At 60.8% G+C, this 16,972-nt stretch carries 13 protein-coding genes; 8 read left to right on the top strand and 5 right to left on the bottom strand.

Translation table 11 applies throughout. The annotated features are described in order from the left end of the window. Window position 1: 1 nt before the first annotated feature. Entirely contained in the window at window positions 2–1,681 is a 1,680-nt protein-coding gene (locus tag RIE53_11790) for a capsule assembly Wzi family protein (GenBank protein MEQ9105364.1), read from the bottom strand. Window positions 1,682–1,727: 46 nt separating this feature from the next. Between RIE53_11790 and RIE53_11785 the strand changes: the two genes are divergently transcribed. Beyond that, entirely contained in the window at window positions 1,728–2,366 is a 639-nt protein-coding gene (locus tag RIE53_11785; GenBank protein ID MEQ9105363.1) for an NYN domain-containing protein, read from the top strand. A 48-nt stretch (window positions 2,367–2,414) separates the two neighbouring features. On the opposite strand, the gene wecB is transcribed toward RIE53_11785, so the two are convergent. Next, entirely contained in the window at window positions 2,415–3,530 is a 1,116-nt protein-coding gene (gene wecB / locus RIE53_11780; GenBank protein MEQ9105362.1) for a UDP-N-acetylglucosamine 2-epimerase (non-hydrolyzing), read from the bottom strand. A 149-nt stretch (window positions 3,531–3,679) separates the two neighbouring features. Here wecB and RIE53_11775 point away from each other — a divergent pair, with 149 nt between their 5' ends. The 4 genes from RIE53_11775 to RIE53_11760 all read left to right on the top strand — a co-directional run bounded on the left by RIE53_11775 (window position 3,680) and on the right by RIE53_11760 (window position 9,437). After that, window positions 3,680–4,915 carry a hypothetical protein gene (locus tag RIE53_11775; protein ID MEQ9105361.1) on the top strand — a complete coding sequence of 412 codons (1,236 nt, stop codon included), beginning with the start codon at window positions 3,680–3,682 and terminating at the stop codon, window positions 4,913–4,915. Between the two features lie 91 nt (window positions 4,916–5,006). Continuing rightward, window positions 5,007–5,462 (top strand): H-NS family nucleoid-associated regulatory protein, encoded by a 456-nt coding sequence (locus tag RIE53_11770; protein ID MEQ9105360.1) that lies wholly within the window; start codon window positions 5,007–5,009, stop codon window positions 5,460–5,462. Continuing rightward, window positions 5,437–7,653 carry an FdhF/YdeP family oxidoreductase gene (locus tag RIE53_11765; protein ID MEQ9105359.1) on the top strand — a complete coding sequence of 739 codons (2,217 nt, stop codon included), beginning with the start codon at window positions 5,437–5,439 and terminating at the stop codon, window positions 7,651–7,653. Before RIE53_11770 ends, RIE53_11765 begins: the two co-directional genes overlap by 26 nt. 5 nt (window positions 7,654–7,658) lie before the next feature. Then, window positions 7,659–9,437: a PAS domain S-box protein gene (locus RIE53_11760; GenBank protein MEQ9105358.1), complete on the top strand. Its 1,779-nt coding sequence runs from the start codon at window positions 7,659–7,661 to the stop codon at window positions 9,435–9,437. Here RIE53_11760 and RIE53_11755 read toward each other — a convergent pair. From RIE53_11755 to RIE53_11745, 3 genes are all read right to left on the bottom strand, one after another. Further along, window positions 9,373–11,619 carry a transferrin receptor-like dimerization domain-containing protein gene (locus RIE53_11755; GenBank protein MEQ9105357.1) on the bottom strand — a complete coding sequence of 749 codons (2,247 nt, stop codon included), beginning with the start codon at window positions 11,617–11,619 and terminating at the stop codon, window positions 9,373–9,375. The two genes, RIE53_11760 and RIE53_11755, sit on opposite strands and share 65 nt — an antisense overlap. A 27-nt stretch (window positions 11,620–11,646) precedes the next feature. Then, window positions 11,647–12,537 (bottom strand): dihydrodipicolinate synthase family protein, encoded by an 891-nt coding sequence (locus RIE53_11750; protein MEQ9105356.1) that lies wholly within the window; start codon window positions 12,535–12,537, stop codon window positions 11,647–11,649. A 133-nt stretch (window positions 12,538–12,670) separates the two neighbouring features. Further along, window positions 12,671–14,257: a sulfatase gene (locus RIE53_11745; GenBank protein MEQ9105355.1), complete on the bottom strand. Its 1,587-nt coding sequence runs from the start codon at window positions 14,255–14,257 to the stop codon at window positions 12,671–12,673. Between the two features lie 129 nt (window positions 14,258–14,386). On the opposite strand from RIE53_11745, the gene RIE53_11740 reads away from it, so the two are divergent. The 3 genes from RIE53_11740 (at window position 14,387) to RIE53_11730 (ending at window position 16,950) form a co-directional block, all read left to right on the top strand. Then, window positions 14,387–15,373 carry an alpha/beta fold hydrolase gene (locus RIE53_11740; protein MEQ9105354.1) on the top strand — a complete coding sequence of 329 codons (987 nt, stop codon included), beginning with the start codon at window positions 14,387–14,389 and terminating at the stop codon, window positions 15,371–15,373. A gap of 138 nt (window positions 15,374–15,511) precedes the next feature. Next, a complete protein-coding gene (locus tag RIE53_11735; protein MEQ9105353.1) occupies window positions 15,512–16,054 on the top strand; it encodes a type IV toxin-antitoxin system AbiEi family antitoxin domain-containing protein in 543 nt (180 codons plus the stop codon). Window positions 16,055–16,152: 98 nt separating this feature from the next. Next, window positions 16,153–16,950, top strand: a complete 798-nt coding sequence (locus tag RIE53_11730; GenBank protein ID MEQ9105352.1) for a nucleotidyl transferase AbiEii/AbiGii toxin family protein — start codon at window positions 16,153–16,155, stop codon at window positions 16,948–16,950. Window positions 16,951–16,972 lie beyond the last annotated feature (22 nt).

The raw sequence follows: 16,972 nt of genomic DNA, 5'->3' as shown, positions 1-16,972 counted from the left end.
TTCAATGGATGCGATGATTCAGCGGGATGCCCCAGCGCACGGCGACTTCAGGCAGCAGCCAGGTGGCACTGCCGGTGCTTTCACGCGATGTACGGTAGACCCGAACGCCTGCATCCAGGACCAGATCCGACCAGACATTCCAGTGCGCCGAGCCCTGGAGGTCCATCGTTTCCGCAAGGTCGCCTTGCAGAAAGGTGTGGCCGAAGTCGCGCAAGCGGGTCTGGTAGCTGCGGGTGGGGTCGGCGCCCATGTTCTCGCCGGGCAGGTCCATGCCCTGGCGGTGCAGGCGCGCTGAGCCCGACAGGGCGAGCCGCGCCGTAGCCGTGTAGTGCGCACGCAGGTCGAATTCGATGGCGTTGGCGCCCGCGGGATGCCCGAGGCCATCCCCGAAATGGGTGAACGCGTTGTAGTCCCCCTTATGGGCATACATGAAGGGGCGGATGCGTGCCACTTCGGCCCGCAGGTCCAGTCGTTCCAACGGCAGGTTCGTCACGTGGACGCCGGTCATCCAGGCCCACTTGTTGGCCCACCATTCCTCTCCGAAGAACGAGCTGGCGAATTCATCCAGCATGAACTCCCCGTACAGGCGCACGTTGTCCACCGGCCGCCAGGAGCCCGACAGGCCAATGAGCACATTGTCCGGTGACCCCCGGTCGCGCTCGGCGGCCCGGTACAGGATGATGGGATTGGCGTAGGCCAAGTCGAACCGGTCGCGCGTGCCCAGGGAGTCGGTGGCGAAGACGACGGTCTCGAACAGACCGACTTCAATCCGGTCCGTAATCCGGATGGCCAGGCGATGCATGGCCGAGTATTTGCGCGGGCGGAATCCAGTGGGTGTACCGGCGCCCGTCACTGCCAGGGCCGCAAACAGGTTGGTATACTGCAGACGCCATACGCTCGTCCGGATCTGGACCTGGTCGTATGCGGTCGGGAAGTCGGACAGCATGGTGGAGGATGTGCCCGTGCCCCACAGGTTCCGGTCGCGGCCGAACCGGACTTCGAAATGATTGGTCCGGAGGCCGATCATGCCCTGGGAATCCATCCAGTCGTACGTGTCGCCGTTCTTGAATTGTACGCTGGGCAGTCCCGGCGCCGAGCTGTCCCGAAGGCGGTTGATGAGCGGTTGGCGTTGGTTTTCGGTCAGCCGACCCTCGAAGAACAGATATGGGCCGATGTGTCCCGACAGGCGGGCGCCCCGGGAGTTCTGCCAGACATTCCGGAAGGAATTGCCGGTAATGGGCAATGCGGGATCCTCTTCGCTCACCAGGAATGCGCGCCCGGCCGACATATTCAGCAGGGGGTTGATCTGGACGGCCCAGTCGGTGCGACCGCCGAGCGTGTCCGAGCTCTCCGCGCCGAAGAGGTCGTTGCGCCATGTGGGGTCGAGGTCCCGGTAGCGGGCCAGCAAGGTCCGGTCCACGGAGCTGAGCGCATTCCCCGAATCGGCGTCCGAAACCTGGTCCAGATACCCGCGGGCCTCATAGGCCGAGAGGGGCCGATGGGAGAGATGGGCCCCATTCAGCAAGCCTGCGGTCTGCATCCGCTCCAGGAAGCGGTGGATGTCATCGCCGGGCTGGAGGAGGCCGTCCTTCTGGGCCTGGGTCGGAGCCGCGAACACCACCGCGAGGAAAAACGCCGAGAGGAAGCGGGGGCTGAGTAAAAGGGTGCGGATGAAATGCATGGCGCAAACTACGTCAGGCGGCGACAAGATGGCATATATTACCCGCATGAGCACCACCCGAATGCGAGCTGTAGTCTACATAGATGCCTGGAACCTGTTTTACGGTGCCCTCAGCCGAACCTCCTTCAAATGGCTGGACCTGGAGGCGCTTTGCGCGGACATGCTCCACGAGTACGATGTGGTGCGCATAAAGTACTACACGGCTTTGCTGGAGGACCGCGGGGATGACGGGTTGCGCCCTGCCCGGCAACGGACATACCTCCGGGCGCTCCGGACACTGCCCTCGGTTGAACTTCAGTTCGGCCAGTTCCGCACGCACGTTACCCGGCTGCCCCTGGCACACCCGGAGTCGGACGATGTCACGACGGCCGAGGTACTCAAGACGGAGGAAAAGCGGACGGATGTGAACCTGGCTTCCCACATGGTGCACGATGCCCATATGGATGCATTTGACGTGGGCGTGCTCATGTCCAATGATTCCGACCTGGCCGAACCCCTCAAGATCATCCGTCGCGAGATCGGCCTGAAGATCGGGGTACTGAATCCGCATACCCATCCGGTGAAGGACATTGAGCGGAACGCCGACTTCATTCGATCCATTACCCGGAAAAACCTGTCCCGGTGTCAGTTTCCGGACCGGATGGAGGATGGGCAGGGGGAGTTCTTCCGTCCGGAGGGCTGGTAGGGCCGGGTAGGCGGATGGGTGAGTAGTCGGGGCGTCAGAACCGGCGCGTCAGAACCGGGTCAGCAGGTCCGCGGCAATCCGCTCGGCGGCGTGACCATCCCACCCGTCAATGGGCTGCGCCGTTTTCCAGCGTCCCTCGTTCGCCTCGCGGACGTAGGCCAGGACGCGCCCGGCCAGGTCGGGGGTGTCGGGCGGCAGCAACACGTTCGTTCCATGGGTGATGGTGACGGGGCGCTCCGTATTGGGGCGAAGCGTCAGGCACGGTACCTCCAGGATGGTGCTCTCCTCCTGGATGCCACCGGAGTCCGTCACGATGAAGCGCGCGGCCGATTGCAGCTTCAGGAAATCCAGGTAGCCCACCGGTTCGTGCAGCTGCAGCGTACGGATGGCGGCGAACCGATCGGCCAGGCCGAACCGTTCCATGTTGGCCCGGGTCCGGGGATGGATGGGGAACACGAGGGGCTGATCGGGCCATTCACCCGCGAGCGCCTCGAATACGCCGGCCATCCGGGCCAGGCCGTCTGCGCTGTCCACCGTGGCGGGACGATGCAGGGTCAGCAGGATGTATCCGCCGGGAGACAGTGCCCAGTCGTCCAGGACGGGGCGGGCGTCGGCCAGGGGCCGGTAGCGATGGAGCGAATCGATCATCACGTTGCCCACGAAGTGCACCTTGCTGGCCGGCACGCCTTCCGCTTCAAGGAAGTCCATGCCGGACGGATCGCTGACATACAGGACATCGGCAATGGCGTCCGTCACAATACGGTTGATTTCCTCCGGCATGCCGCGGTCACCGGACCGCAGACCGGCTTCCACATGGACAATGGGGACATGCAGTTTCGAGGCGACCAGGGAACAGGCCATGGTGGAATTGACATCGCCCACCACGAGCACGGCGTCCGGGGCCATTTCCAGGACCACGTCCTCGAACGCCTGCATGATGGCGGCCGTCTGCCTGGCATGACTGCCCCCTCCGACGCCCATGAACACATCCGGTTCGGGAAGCGCCATCTCCCGGAAAAAGATGTCACTCATCTTTTCGTCGTAGTGCTGTCCGGTGTGGACAATGCTGTGCCGAATGGCGGATTGGGTGCGGAACGCGGCATCCAGCGCCGCGACTTTCATGAAATTGGGTCGGGCACCGACGACGGAAAGGATGTGGGGCACAAAAACAGGGTGGACTGAGGGACAAAAAAGATGTGTCGGAAGATACGACAATCGGTATCATCCCAAAGATCAATCATCCCTGAAACCCCACCATGCGTACCGCCGGATTTCCTGCCCTATTCCTTTTTTTGCTTTGCATACCCGTTTTTGTGTCTGGATGCACCAATCCGGAACCGCCCGCCACATGGTTCAAGGGCAATCTGCACACGCACTCGTTCTGGAGCGACGGGGATGATTTTCCGGAGTCTATTGCACAATGGTATGCAGACAATGGCTATGACTTCCTGGCCATTTCCGATCACAATACCATGGCGGCCGATACGGCGCGCTGGATGGACATCAATGCACTGCGCCGCCCGATTTTCGATCGGTATCTGGCCGCGTTCGGTGAGGAATGGGTGGAAACCCGCCAGGTCGATACGACGCTCCAGGTACGTCTCAAGACGTTTTCGGAGTACCGATCCCGGTTTTCCGAACGGATGTTGCTCATTCAGGCCGAGGAAATATCAGACCGGTTCGGGCGCAAACCCATCCATGTGAACGCCACCAACCTGCAGGAATACATTCATCCGGCCGGCAGGGAGGCGGAATCGGCAGGAGACACCCTCAGGAGTGTCGTGGAGGTCATGCAGGCCAATGTGAACCGGGTTCTTGAGCAACGGGATCGGTTGGGTGTGACCATGTTTCCACACATCAATCATCCCAATTTCGGTTGGGCTGTGCTTGCGGAAGAATTGGCGGTCATTGACGGCGAACGCTTCTTTGAAGTCTACAATGGTCACCCCCTGGTGAACAACAATGGCGATTCCCTGCGCATGGGCACCGAGCGGATGTGGGATGTGGTCAACACCATCCGCGTCCGTGATGGACGTCCGTTGATGTTCGGTCTGGCGGTGGATGATGCGCACAATTACCACGAAACAGCCATGAATCGAGCAAACGTTGGCCGCGGTTGGGTGATGGTGCGGGCGTCGGAACGTGCTCCTGAAGCCCTGCTTTCCGCCATGGAGAATGGTGCATTCTACGCGTCCACCGGTGTCGAATTGAAAGATGTCCGTGCCGGTGGTGGCCTGTACAGTGTCGAAATAGAGCCGGAAGATGGTGTTTCCTACCGCATAGAGTTCCTGGGTACGCGGGTGGACCATGATCCCGGCGCTGAATCCGTATACGATGCCGAAGGCAATCTGCTGACCACAACATTCAGCGACGATATCGGAATCGTATTGCATTCAACCGTTGGCATTTCGGCCACATATTCATTTGATGGATCCGAAATGTTTGTGCGGGCCAGAATTGTTTCAGATACCCCGAAAATCAACCCTAATCATGATCGGGAAGTTGAAATGGCATGGACACAGCCCGTTTTGGCAGATAGTGTGAATTAAAGGTTCACACTCCTGTTAATCCAGGTGCATGCAATTATCTTGGCGGGATGAACATGAATGTTCACATTTTAATTCCCAAAACCCGACCGTCATGATGGAAAACCTCCAGGAGCTGATAGAGCAGAAGACCAGCGTGGAAAAAGAACGCGCAAAGATTGAGCAGCAGCTCAAGAAATTGCGGGAACGTACGCACAAACAACTGCGGAAGAAAATTGAGAAGATGTGTGCCGATGCTGGAACCAGTGTCGAGGAATTGTTCGGAGCCAAACCCAAGTCCACGGCCAGGAAGTCCGGTGGAGCGAAAAAGAAGTCGGTTCGCAAGAGCAACACGCCCGACAAGTATATCCTGAATGGCAAGGGCGTGGATGGACGCAAGGCGCGCACCATCAAGGCATTCGACAAAATCCGGGTGGATGGAAAGATTGATGACGCCAAGGCACTCTCTGCCAAGATGATCAATCCGGAATGGCTGAATTCAAAGTCCCCGATTGTTGCCAAATTCGTCCGTGACTACAAGGTGGATGTGGCCAAGTACACCGGGAAATAGTCCGACTTCAGGCGGCGGGTGGCAGGCGCTGGCCTATACCTTCCGCAAGGCCGGTGAGGCCGGAGGCCTCCGATCCCTCTGGAAAGCCATGCGCACGCGCAACGCGTGCAAGACCTGTGCACTGGGCATGGGCGGGCAGTCCGGTGGCATGGTGAATGAGGCTGGACATTTCCCTGAAGTGTGCAAGAAGAGCCTCCAGGCCATGGTGTCGGACATGCAATCGGCCATTCCGGACGCCTTCTGGGCAACGCATCCGGTGGACCGGCTGCGGAGCCTGTCGCCGCGGCAATTGGAACATGCAGGCCGACTGGCCCGCCCGGTGGTACGCCGGGCGGGCCAGTCGCGTTATGCACCCGTCTCCTGGGACGAGGCGCTGGAGGCCATCGCCGAGAAACTGGCCGCGACGCCGCCCGACGAAAGTTTCTTCTACTTTTCGGGTCGCTCCAGCAACGAGGCCGGTTTCCTGTTGCAATTGCTGGCCCGGGCTTACGGCACCAACAACGTCAACAATTGCAGCTTCTATTGCCACCAAGCGAGTGGTGTAGGTTTGTCGGGCAGTCTGGGGACCGGAACGGCGACGGTCGTGCTGGAGGATCTGGACAAGGCGGATCTGGTGTTCGTCGTCGGGGCGAATCCGGCCAGCAACCATCCGCGGCTCATGACCTCCCTCATGCACCTTCGACGGCGCGGGGGGAAGGTTATTGTGGTGAACCCCGTACGTGAACCGGGACTCGAGCGGTTCAAGGTGCCCAGCGATATCCGGAGCATGCTGTTCGGCACGCGCGTGGCCTCACGGTTCGTACAACCGCGTCCCGGCGGCGATCTGGCCTTTTTCACGGGCCTGGCGAAGGCCGTGTTCGAGATGGGCGCCGAAGACCAGGCATTCCTGGATGGATGGTGTGCATCCCCCAAGGCTTTCCGTGCGCATGTGGAACGCCTGTCCTGGACCGATATCGAGGCATCGAGTGGCGTGAGCCGGGAAGAGATCCTGGCGACGGCCTCCGACTATGCAACCGCCGAGCGGGTGGTGTTCAGCTGGGCGATGGGGATCACGCATCATACCCATGGAACGGCCAGCGTGCAGGCCATGGCCAACCTGGCCCTCATCCGGGGCATGGTAGGCAAGCCCGGCGCGGGACTCATGCCCATCCGGGGACATTCCAACGTGCAGGGCATGGGATCCATGGGCGTGACGCCCGAGCTGAAAAAACAGATCTTCGACGGCATGGAGGAGCACCTGGGAATCCAACTGCCCACGCGGCCCGGCCGTGACACCCTGGCCTGTATGGAGGCCGCGGCCGAGGGACACATGCGGTTTGCGCTGTGCCTGGGCGGCAACCTGTACGGTTCGAATCCGGATTCCGCATTTGCCGCGCAGGCCCTGCAACAGGTGGAGACCGTGGTATATCTGAGCACGACCCTGAATACCGGACACGCGCACGGCACCGGAAAAGACACCTGGATCCTGCCGGTCCTGGCCTGGGACGAGGAGCCCGAGCCGACCACCCAGGAGTCCATGTTCAACTACGTTCGCATGTCGGATGGCGGCCCGGCCCGTATTGCAGGTGCACGCCCTGAAACAGATGTCATTGCCACACTCGGTGCATCCATGGGCTCGGCCCATCCGTGGGTCCCCGGAGCCGAACGATTGGATTGGACGACGCTCGGCAGCACGGAGGGCATCCGCCGTCTCATAGGAACGATCGTGCCGGGTTACGGAGCCATTGCGGACATCGACACCACGAAGGAGGAATTCCAGATTGCCGGCCGAACCTTCCATACGCCGGGTTTCCCTACGCCGGACGGAAAGGCCCGCTTGCTGGTACATCCACTTCCTGAACCACCGTCGGCCGATGATGGCACGCTCACGCTCATGACCATCCGGAGCGAGGGGCAATTCAACACCGTGGTGTATGAGGAGGAGGACCTGTATCGGGGACAGACCGCCCGCGACGTGATCCTGGTTCATCCTGATACCGCCGCCGCGCAAGGACTCCGGGACGGTCAGCGTGTGCGCGTGAACGGCCCCGCAGGCACCATGCCCAACATCCGGGTTTCCGTGTTCGACCGCATCCGTCCGGGTGCCGCGGCCATGTATTTTCCGGAATCGAATATACTTTTGGACAGGATTGTCGATACACGAAGTCGAACCCCGGCGTTCAAATCCGTCCCCGTTGTACTCGAATCCTGATCGGAATGGAACATCTCCTGCTGAATGCGATCGGCCAGGCCGTTTTCGTTGTGGATACGCGGCAGGTCATTTCCGTATGGAACCGTGCGGCTGAAGCCGTGCTTGGCTGGTCGGCCCGAGCGATAGTCGGTCAACCGCTGTCACTGGTGCTTCCGGACATTCCCGGGGATGAATTTTCCGGCCTTATGGAGCGGGGAGAAACCCAGACCCGCCTACGGTCCATCCTGGCCGCGGACGGGACTGAGCGGAATGTGCTGCTGACGTTCCGACCCCTGTGGCGGGACGACGGAGTGTTCGCGGGAACGGCCGTGATGGTGGATGGGGACTCGAAGTATCGCGCCATCGTCGACACAACGAACGAGGGCATCTGGCTGGTGGATGCCAACGCGAAGACCAGTTTCGTAAATGCCCGGATTTCCGAAATGCTCGGCTATTCGGCCAGTGAACTCATGGGTCGCCGAGTCAGTGAATTCATCCATTCCGAGGATCGGTCCCGCAATGAATCCAAATTCTCCGAGCGGAAACGGGGCGTCAAGGAAACCTATGACCTTCGTTTCCTGACCAAGTCCGGCGACGTGCTGTGGACGCTGGTCACGGCCAGCCCTTTCCATGATGACACCGGCAATTTTGCGGGTGCCATCGGCATGTTGACCGACATTTCCGAGCGTAAACAGGCCGAGGATCGGTTCCAGGGGCTCGTGAATCAACTTGACGCGATCGTCTGGGAGGCCCGTATGGACGTGCGTACCGGCCGAACGGCGTTCACCTTCGTATCGGACCGGGTTCGCAGCCTTTTGGGATACGAGCCGGAGGAGTGGGTGGACGATGCCGGACACTGGGTCCGCGCAATCCACGAGGACGATCGGGATCGGGTCGTTCAGAGTTGTCAGCTCTCGACCAGCCTTGGCCAGGACCATGCTCTGGAATACCGCATGCGGACGCGGGATGGCGGCATGATCTGGATCCGTGACCTTGTGCGCATTGTGGGTCATTCGGGTGACGAAACCCTCTTGACGGGCATCCTGGTGGACGTAACCGGTCTTCACAAGGCGAAGGAGGCGGCAGAAGAAGTGGCCCGGCTGAAATCAGCCATCCTGGCGAACATGAGCCACGAATTGCGCACGCCGCTGTCCAGCATCATCGGGTTCGCCGACGTACTGATGGAGGAGACCGAGGGTGAACTCCGGGAATTGGCATCGGTCATCCGGCAAGGAGGCGATCGCCTTCAGTTGACACTCGACTCCGTATTGGCCTTGGCGCAATTGGAATCCGGAGCGTTGCAGCTGGAGGGGCAATCCGTGGATGTGGTCCAGCTGGCCCGGGATCTGGTTCAGTTGTTCAGTCGCCGGATTGCCGAAAAAGGGCTCCGCGTCGACGTCGTCGCGGGAGCTCCCGAGATATGGGCCCATGTGGACGAGGGTGCCGTATCGCGGATCCTGACGAATTTGTTGCACAATGCCATCAAGTTCACCGACGAAGGGCACATAGCGGTTCGTGTGGGAAGCGATGAGGCCTGTTTCCAGATCGAGGTCGAGGATACCGGCGTGGGCATTGACGCCGGATTCCTGCCCCGGATTTTCGATGAGTATCAGCAGGAATCGCGTGGCCTTTCCCGCACGCACGAAGGCGTGGGTCTGGGCCTCGCCATCTGTCAGCGCCTCGTCGGAAAGATGGATGGCAGCATGGATGTCCGGAGCACGAAAGGGGAAGGCAGCACGTTTACGGTCCGGCTACCGCTCTCAGTTCAGCAGCCAGTGCCCGAAGTGTCCCTGCAAGCCGGTTGATTTCCCGGTCGGCTTCTTCCCAGTACCGCTCCTCGATGGCTTCGCGGACACCCGGCAGTGTCTTCACGCCATACCCCGTGTAGAGTCCCGGCGCATAGATCTGGTGGCGGAACCAGGGGCGGCGCGGCAGACCGGTTTCGCTGGTCATGGCACGCTCCGTCCGGTACAGGCCACGATTCAATTCCTCGAGGCGTTCGGGATTCCCGGCCGCGGCGGCTACGGCGGTGTCCGCGGCACCGGCCGCATCCTTGAGCGCGTCAATGGCGTTGAGCAGGGGCGCGAACGCAATGTGCGGCACTTCGGGCTTCGCCTCCGGCAGCATGAAGCCCTCAAGGGGGTCGGCGGCCACCCCGAACGTACCTTCGTCCACCATGGCATTGTGCCGCTGCGTCTCGACGCGCATGGTTTCGGCCAGCGATTGCACTTCTGTGGCGTATTCAGCCACCCGTTCGGAGAACGGCCCGAACCGGAAGGGCAGCACGTCGGCGTTGGCCAGGCGCAACGTGGCCCGGCCGGCGACCTTCGGCAACGTTGCCGTATACACGAAGTCCGGATCGATGAAGCGGGTGTAGTGCTCGAACGTGTCGTAGGTCGAATGGTACGATCCGCCACCCGACTCGCCTCCGAAACCCAGGTTCAGGGAGGCGATGCCCAGATGCTGCAGGAACGGGGTGTAGTCGGAGCCCGATCCGAGCGGCGAAATCGGGAGGTCGCCGGTCCGGGGTGTTGCGGGGTCCGTCAAACGCGCCCGTGCACGCACGCGATCCTGGAGGGAAACGCCGTCCGCCCGCGGATCGGGCACATCGGCTGCAATCTGGTTGATGAACGGCTCGAGCGTGTGCGATCCGCCCATGCCCAGGAAGCCGCGCCCGGTGCCGTCGGTGTTGATGTACGCCACAAGCTTTTCCCGCAGTTCGTCGGCATGGTATTCGGCCCACTCGGTCGATCCCAGCAGTCCCGGCTCTTCGGCATCCCAGGATGCAAATACGACGGTTCGTTTCGGTCGATGCCCGGCGCGGGCCAATTCCCCGATGGCGCGGGCCTCCTCCAGCATGGCGACCGTTCCTGAAATCGGATCCGATGCGCCGAAAACCCAGGCATCGCGGTGATTTCCGCGCATGACCCACTGGTCCGGGAATTCAGATCCCGGCAATCGCGCAATCACGTTGTAGGCGGGCACGATGTCCCAGTTGAACGACAGCTTCATCCGGACCCGGGCCGGTCCCGGCCCCAGGTGGTACGTAATGGGCAGCGCGCCGCGGAAAGAGGGCGGAGCCACGGGTCCTTCGAGCGCCGCCAGCAGCGGCAGCGCATCGTCGTAGGAAATGGGCAACACCGGGATCTGCATGAGGGTCGGGGCTTCCTCGAGCGACAACCGAGGCGTATCCTCCTTGGCTCCGACAAACGGGGTCAGCGGATCGCCGGGGAAAACAGGCATGTCGGCCACACTGCCGCTCTGTGTACCCAGCCCCATGCGGTATGGACCCTCGGGATAGACATCACCCTGCCAGTAGCCGTCATCGCGCGGATCGGAATACATGATGCATCCTATGGCCCCGTTTTCAAACGCGACCTTGGGCTTTATGCCGCGCCACGAGCCGCCGTACCGGGCAATCACGATCTTGCCTTCGACCGATATGCCGCGTCGGGCCAGTTCTTCGTAGTCCGCCGGCAAACCCTGGTTCACATAGACCAGCTCAGCCTCTACGTCCCCGTCTGCCGAGTAGGCATTGAACGGAGGCAGCTTGTTGGTGTGATTGGCGGTCGACGCATCCCCTGGAATTTCAGGTTCTTCCAGGACCAGCTGGCGGCGTTCCGGGACCACGAGCTCTACCACACGTTCGCGGGGGGTGGGAAAGAGCACATGGAAGACCTCGATCTCCACGTCGTATCCCCAGTCCCTGAACAGGTCCGCTACGAACTCGGCGTTGGCCTTGCTCTTCGGAGATCCCGTGTACTGCGCCTCGGAGGTCATGTGGCGCATCCAGTTGCGGAGATTGTCCACGTCTATCGAGGCGTCCAGCATGCGCTCTGCTTCGTGCTGGTTGTGCGTGGCTTCGTGCGTGGTGAAGCCGAGTGGCGCGGTATGGTCGGCGTGCGCCTCCTCATGTTGGGCCGAAACGGGTGTCACGGCGCCGAAGGCCAGGAAAAGGGTGGAGCAAAGGAGGAGAAGACGGGACATGCGGAAGCCGGGTAACGTGGAGTGGGATCACACGAAATTCGGCAACGCACCTATCGATTCCAAACTCTGCTCCAGTTGATGTTGCTGACGGGCCGTGAGCTCCATGAGGGGCGCCCGCACGCGGTTCCATTCCGTGTTCTTGTGGTGGCGTCCCAGAAGCAGCTTCATGGTAGACACGAACGGCAGGGCGTCCAGGCCCTTGCGCGTCCTGATCATCTGGTCGCCCAGGCTGTTATCGCCGTCGTAGAACGCCCGGATGAGCCGGCTGGTCACGTTGGCGGTGGCCGAAATGCATCCGACGCCGCCTTCGTTCAGGGCATAAGGAAGGAGGGCCTCGGAGCCCGCGAATACGGCGAGGTCATCCACCTGCTTGCACAGGGAGGTCAGGTTGTCGGCATCGCCGGAGGAGTCCTTGATCCCGGCAATATGGTCCGGCCATGCGGTCTTCAGCCGCTCAACCAGTCCGGGGGAGAACCCCACGCCGGCCATGCGCGGAAAGTGATACAGGACCATCCGGATGGAGTCACCGCCGAGCCCTTCCACCACGCCTTTCACGGAGGCGAACAGGCCGTCTTCGCTCACCGTCTTGAAGTAGAACGGCGGCAGGAGAAGGGCGCCCGCGACACCCATGTTGGAGGCGTGCCTGGTCAATTCGATGGCGTCGGGCAGCGCCGCGGCACCGGTCCCCACCAGCAGCCGGTCCATCGGGATTCCGGCCGCAGCCAGCCCGTCCAACGTCGCGCGTCGCTCCGGGACCGAGAAGGATGGACCTTCGCCGGTGGTGCCGAACAGTACGACGCCGTGGCACCCGTGGTCAAACAACCAACGCGTATGTTCGGCGAGCAGGGGGACGTTCGGAGCACCGTCCGGGGAGAGCGGCGTGACACTAGCAGCCCAGACGCCAAGCAATTCAGTCATGCGGAGAGGGAGGGGATGATCACGTAGAGATCAGGAATGATTGCTGAAGGATCGGGATGGATCCGGGATGGATCCGGGATGCAAAAATACGGTGCGGCCCGCAGCGGTTCGCTGAAGGATTGGTGTATTCATGTCATGGCATGGGGGCATCGCCCAGGTCCCTGCCGTCCGGAGCGAAGCCTTGCCAGCCGGTGACATCCATCGTGCACTCGCCACTGGGCCGGGTATCTTCCGGGACCGCGTACGCGGTGCGCAATTCGGCCAACCGCGCCTCCAGGTCCGCCTGGATATCGGCGAACTCGGCTTGTCCGTACACCGAGGTCATTTCAAGCGGATCCGACTCCAGATCGAACAATTCCCACTGTCCGAGCTCGTAGAAGTGGATGAGTTTGTACCGCTCGGTGCGGACGCCATAGTGGCGGCGGACGCAATGGGAGGCCGGATACTCATAGTAATGGTAGTAGAACGCCGAGCGCCATTCCGGATCGTCGCCGTTCTCCAGGATGGTGCGGAAGCTGCGGCCCTGCATGTCCTCCGGTATGGGGGCGCCGGCCACATCCAGGAACGTGGGCGCGAAATCGAGATTCGAGACCATGTGCGGACTGCGCGAACCGGGCGCGACGGCGGCGGGCCAACGCACCAGTAGCGGCGTCTTGAGGGAGGGTTCGTACATCCACCGCTTGTCATACCAACCGTGCTCGCCCAGGTACCAACCCTGGTCGGACGTGTACACCACGATCGTGTTTTCGGCGAGTCCGTTCTCGTCGAGGTAGTCGAGCACGCGGCCCACGCCGTCATCCACCGACTGGACGGTGCGGAGGTAGTCCTTCACGTACCGCTGGAACTTCCAGAACGCGAACTCCTCGTCGGTGACGTCGCCGGCCTCGAAGCGGCGGCGGAGTTCCTCGTTGCGGGGTTCGTAGGCGGCGTTCCAGGCGGCGAGCTGCTCTTCGTTCAGGCGGGCGGGCGGCGTGATTTTCAGATCGAAGGCCGTGAGGTTGGAGTCGACCCGCATGTTCGCCTGTCCCGGGGCGTCCGATCGGTTCCGGTAGTCATCGTAGAACGTGGGCGGCAGGGGAAACTCCGTGTCACTGAACGTTTCGAGATGGTCCGGCCCGGGTTGCCAGTTCCGGTGCGGCGCCTTGTGCTGGTACATGAGCAGGAAGGGTTTCTCCGGGTCGCGCGTGTCGCGGAGCCAGTCCAGCGTCAGATCGGTCAGGATATCGGTGGTGTAGCCTTCTATGATGGTCGTGTCGCTGGCCGTGCGGATGGGCGGATTGTAATACGGCCCCTGGCCGATGAGTACCTGGTAATGATCGAACCCGGTCGGCGCGGATTTCAGGTGCCACTTGCCGATGAGGGCCGTCTGGTACCCGGCCTCCTTGAGGAGCTTCGATATCGTGGCTTGACTGCCGTCGAAGGTCTCGGCGTTCGTGTACTGCCCGTTCAAATGGGAATATTTGCCCGTCAGCACCGTCGCCCGAGAGGGTGCGCAGATGGAATTCGTCACCAGGCAGTTGTCGAACAGCATGCCTTCGTCGGCAAGCCGATCGATATGCGGGGTGTTGTTCATGCCCGCGCCGTATGCGCTGATAGCGGCGGACGCGTGGTCGTCGCTGAAGATGAACAGGATATTGGGTCGGGGAGCGTCCGGTTCGGTTCCCGCGCATCCGGCGAGAAACAGGGTGACCATCGTCAGAAAGGCAATGCGATACGGCATGGTGCTGGGGGTGTGGTTGGGCTGCGAAATTACGATGCGGAACGGAACGGTTCGTACGGGGGAGGGTGTATTCACGCCACGCCCCGATCCTGCACCCGCGATGGTGCCTCAATTCGTGTTTCTGTCGTTGTGAAAAAGTCCGTCATCGTCGTCCTTTTCCTGACTTTTGCGTTCCTTGCCGGGCCTCGTGTCCAGGTGGACACGTCGGTTGAGCCGGTCGTCATTGAAACGGCCACGGTTTCGGCGTATCTGGAGGAGGCCGAAGCCGCCGTCGAGGGCCTGCGTCCGGGCACGGCCAAGGAAATCATATGGGCGCGGCGTACGACACGGGGAACCCCCATCCGGCGCAAGACCCCGCTCGCCATTGTCTACATCCACGGGTTTTCGGCAACGAAGCAGGAAATCCGGCCGGTGCCCGACATCGTCGCACGGGAGCTGGGGGCCAATCTCTTCTACACGCGGCTTTCCGGGCATGGTGTGCCCGGCGACGAACTCGGCCAGGTGACCGTCCACGACTGGATCCGGGACGTGACGGAGGCCGTGGCCGTAGGTGAGGCCATCGGGGAACGTGTCGTCCTCATGGGAACGTCGACCGGTGCGACGCTTGCCGCGTGGGCCGCCGCTCAGCCGGACCTGGCAGCGAATCTGGCGGGAATCGTGCTCGTATCACCGAATTTCGGTCCGAATGATGCGCGTGCCGACATGCTGCTGTGGCCGTGGGGCAAGCAGATCCTGCATGTGGTGCAGGGCGATACCTTCCGCTGGGAGCCTGCGAACGCGGACCACGAACGATACTGGACACGGTCCTACCCGACCGATGCGCTCCTGCCCATGATGGCTGTTGTGAAGCTGGCCCGGGAGGTCGGTCTGGAATCCAGTCTCGTGCCCGTGTTCGTGGCCTGGTCACCGGACGACCGTGTGGTGAATCCGGACGTTACCGCCGAACTCGTGGCGGACATGGACAGCACCCGCGTGGATACCATGATGGTCATGCACGCCCTGGACCGGAACCAGCATGTCATTGCGGGCGACATCCTGTCCCCGAATACATCGGAGCAGGTTGCCGCCCGCATGATCGAATTCATCCGAACGATCTCGGACGGGTCAGATCAGTAAGTTCAGGTATGGGCTTGCTTTTGTCCAGGTGGCAAGACATATTGTATCCACTTGTGAACAAGTAGGTACATTATGTCTTGGGGTGACAAGAAGACTGACCCAATCGAGATATTCCGCGCGTGTGGTGGCCAGCTGCGGATGAGCGACGCTCTGAAGCGTGGAATAAGTCGATATATGCTCTATTCACTCAGAGACAAGGGCGTGATAGAACAGGTGAGCCGGGGGATTTACCGACTCAAGGAGCTTCCACCCATCAGCAATCCCGACCTGGTAACGGTTGGACTACGTTTTCCATCCGCAGTCGTTTGTCTGGTTTCGGCGCTCGCATTCCACGAGATCACAACCCGGATTCCGCGAAGTGTCGCCATAGCGGTTCCGCGGAAATCGCGCATTCCCTCTCTTGATTATCCCCCTATTACGGTTCACAAATTCGCAGCGAGCGCCTACCGTGCCGGGATTGAGGAGCATGAAATTGACGGCGTCACCATCAAGATTTATGATGTGGAGAAGACCGTCGTCGACTGCTTCAAGTTTCGCAATCAAATCGGAATGGATACGGTGCTGGAAGCCTTGAAGCTATACAGAACGAGAAAGCCATTCAGGCCCGGTGTTCTCCTTGAATATGCCGAAATCTGTCGTGTGGATAAGGTGGTTCGGCCCTACCTGGAAGCGAGCGTTTAATGATGGCACGGAATATCCCGGCATCCGTCCGACAGCGACTCCTTGACCGATCCAGGAATGATGGACGTCCCTTTCAGGAATTGTTGCAATATTTCGCCATGGAGCGATTCCTGTACCGGCTTTCCCGGTCAGCCCATGCCGATCAATTCGTACTCAAGGGTGCCTTGATGCTGAGGGCATGGGGTTCTTCCGAGTTCAGGCCGACCATGGATATCGACCTGTTGGGGAAGACAAGCAATTTGAAAGCGGACCTTGTCGCTCAAGTCAAGGAGGTAGTGCAGTTTGACGTTGAGCCCGACGGACTTAGTTTCGATCCGGATTCCATCCGGAGCGAAGAGATCACGGAAGATGCGGACTACAGTGGTTTGAGAATTCGCTTTTATGGCACGTTGGATACGGCCAGGGTCAACATGCAGCTTGATATCGGTTTTGGCGATATCGTTCACCCCGCAGCAGAGAAATCGGAATTGCCGACGATTTTGGACCACACTCCTCCACTACTGCTATGCTATAGCCGGGAAAGTGCAATCGCAGAAAAGTTGGAGGCAATGGTCAAGCTAGGGAAGGTGAACAGTCGGATGAAAGATTTTTATGACATCCGACTGCTTTCCCGACAGTTTGATTTTGCAGGAGACTCTCTTGCCGAGGCTATTCGTTTGACGTTCAAGAATCGCGAAACGGAGCTTTCACTGAGGATAAGCGCGTTCGAGGCAAAATTCGTTACTGAAAAGCAGGTCCAGTGGAATGCATTTCGTAATCGGCTACAACAAAACGACTTACCTCTGGCTTTTGAGGACGTCGTTCAAACCATTGAATCGTTCTTGACTCACCCGCTTGCTATCCTCCTTGAAAGTGCCAAGCCCAAGAACTGGATTGCTCCAGGTCCTTGGGCCTGACCTTTTCTCACTATGATGTCCG

It is taken from the genome of Rhodothermales bacterium (assembly GCA_040221055.1).
Lineage (GTDB): Bacteria > Bacteroidota > Rhodothermia > Rhodothermales > UBA10348 > 1-14-0-65-60-17.
The sequence above is the reverse complement of the archived record's forward strand: the minus strand, read 5'-3'. Positions and strand labels throughout refer to the sequence as shown.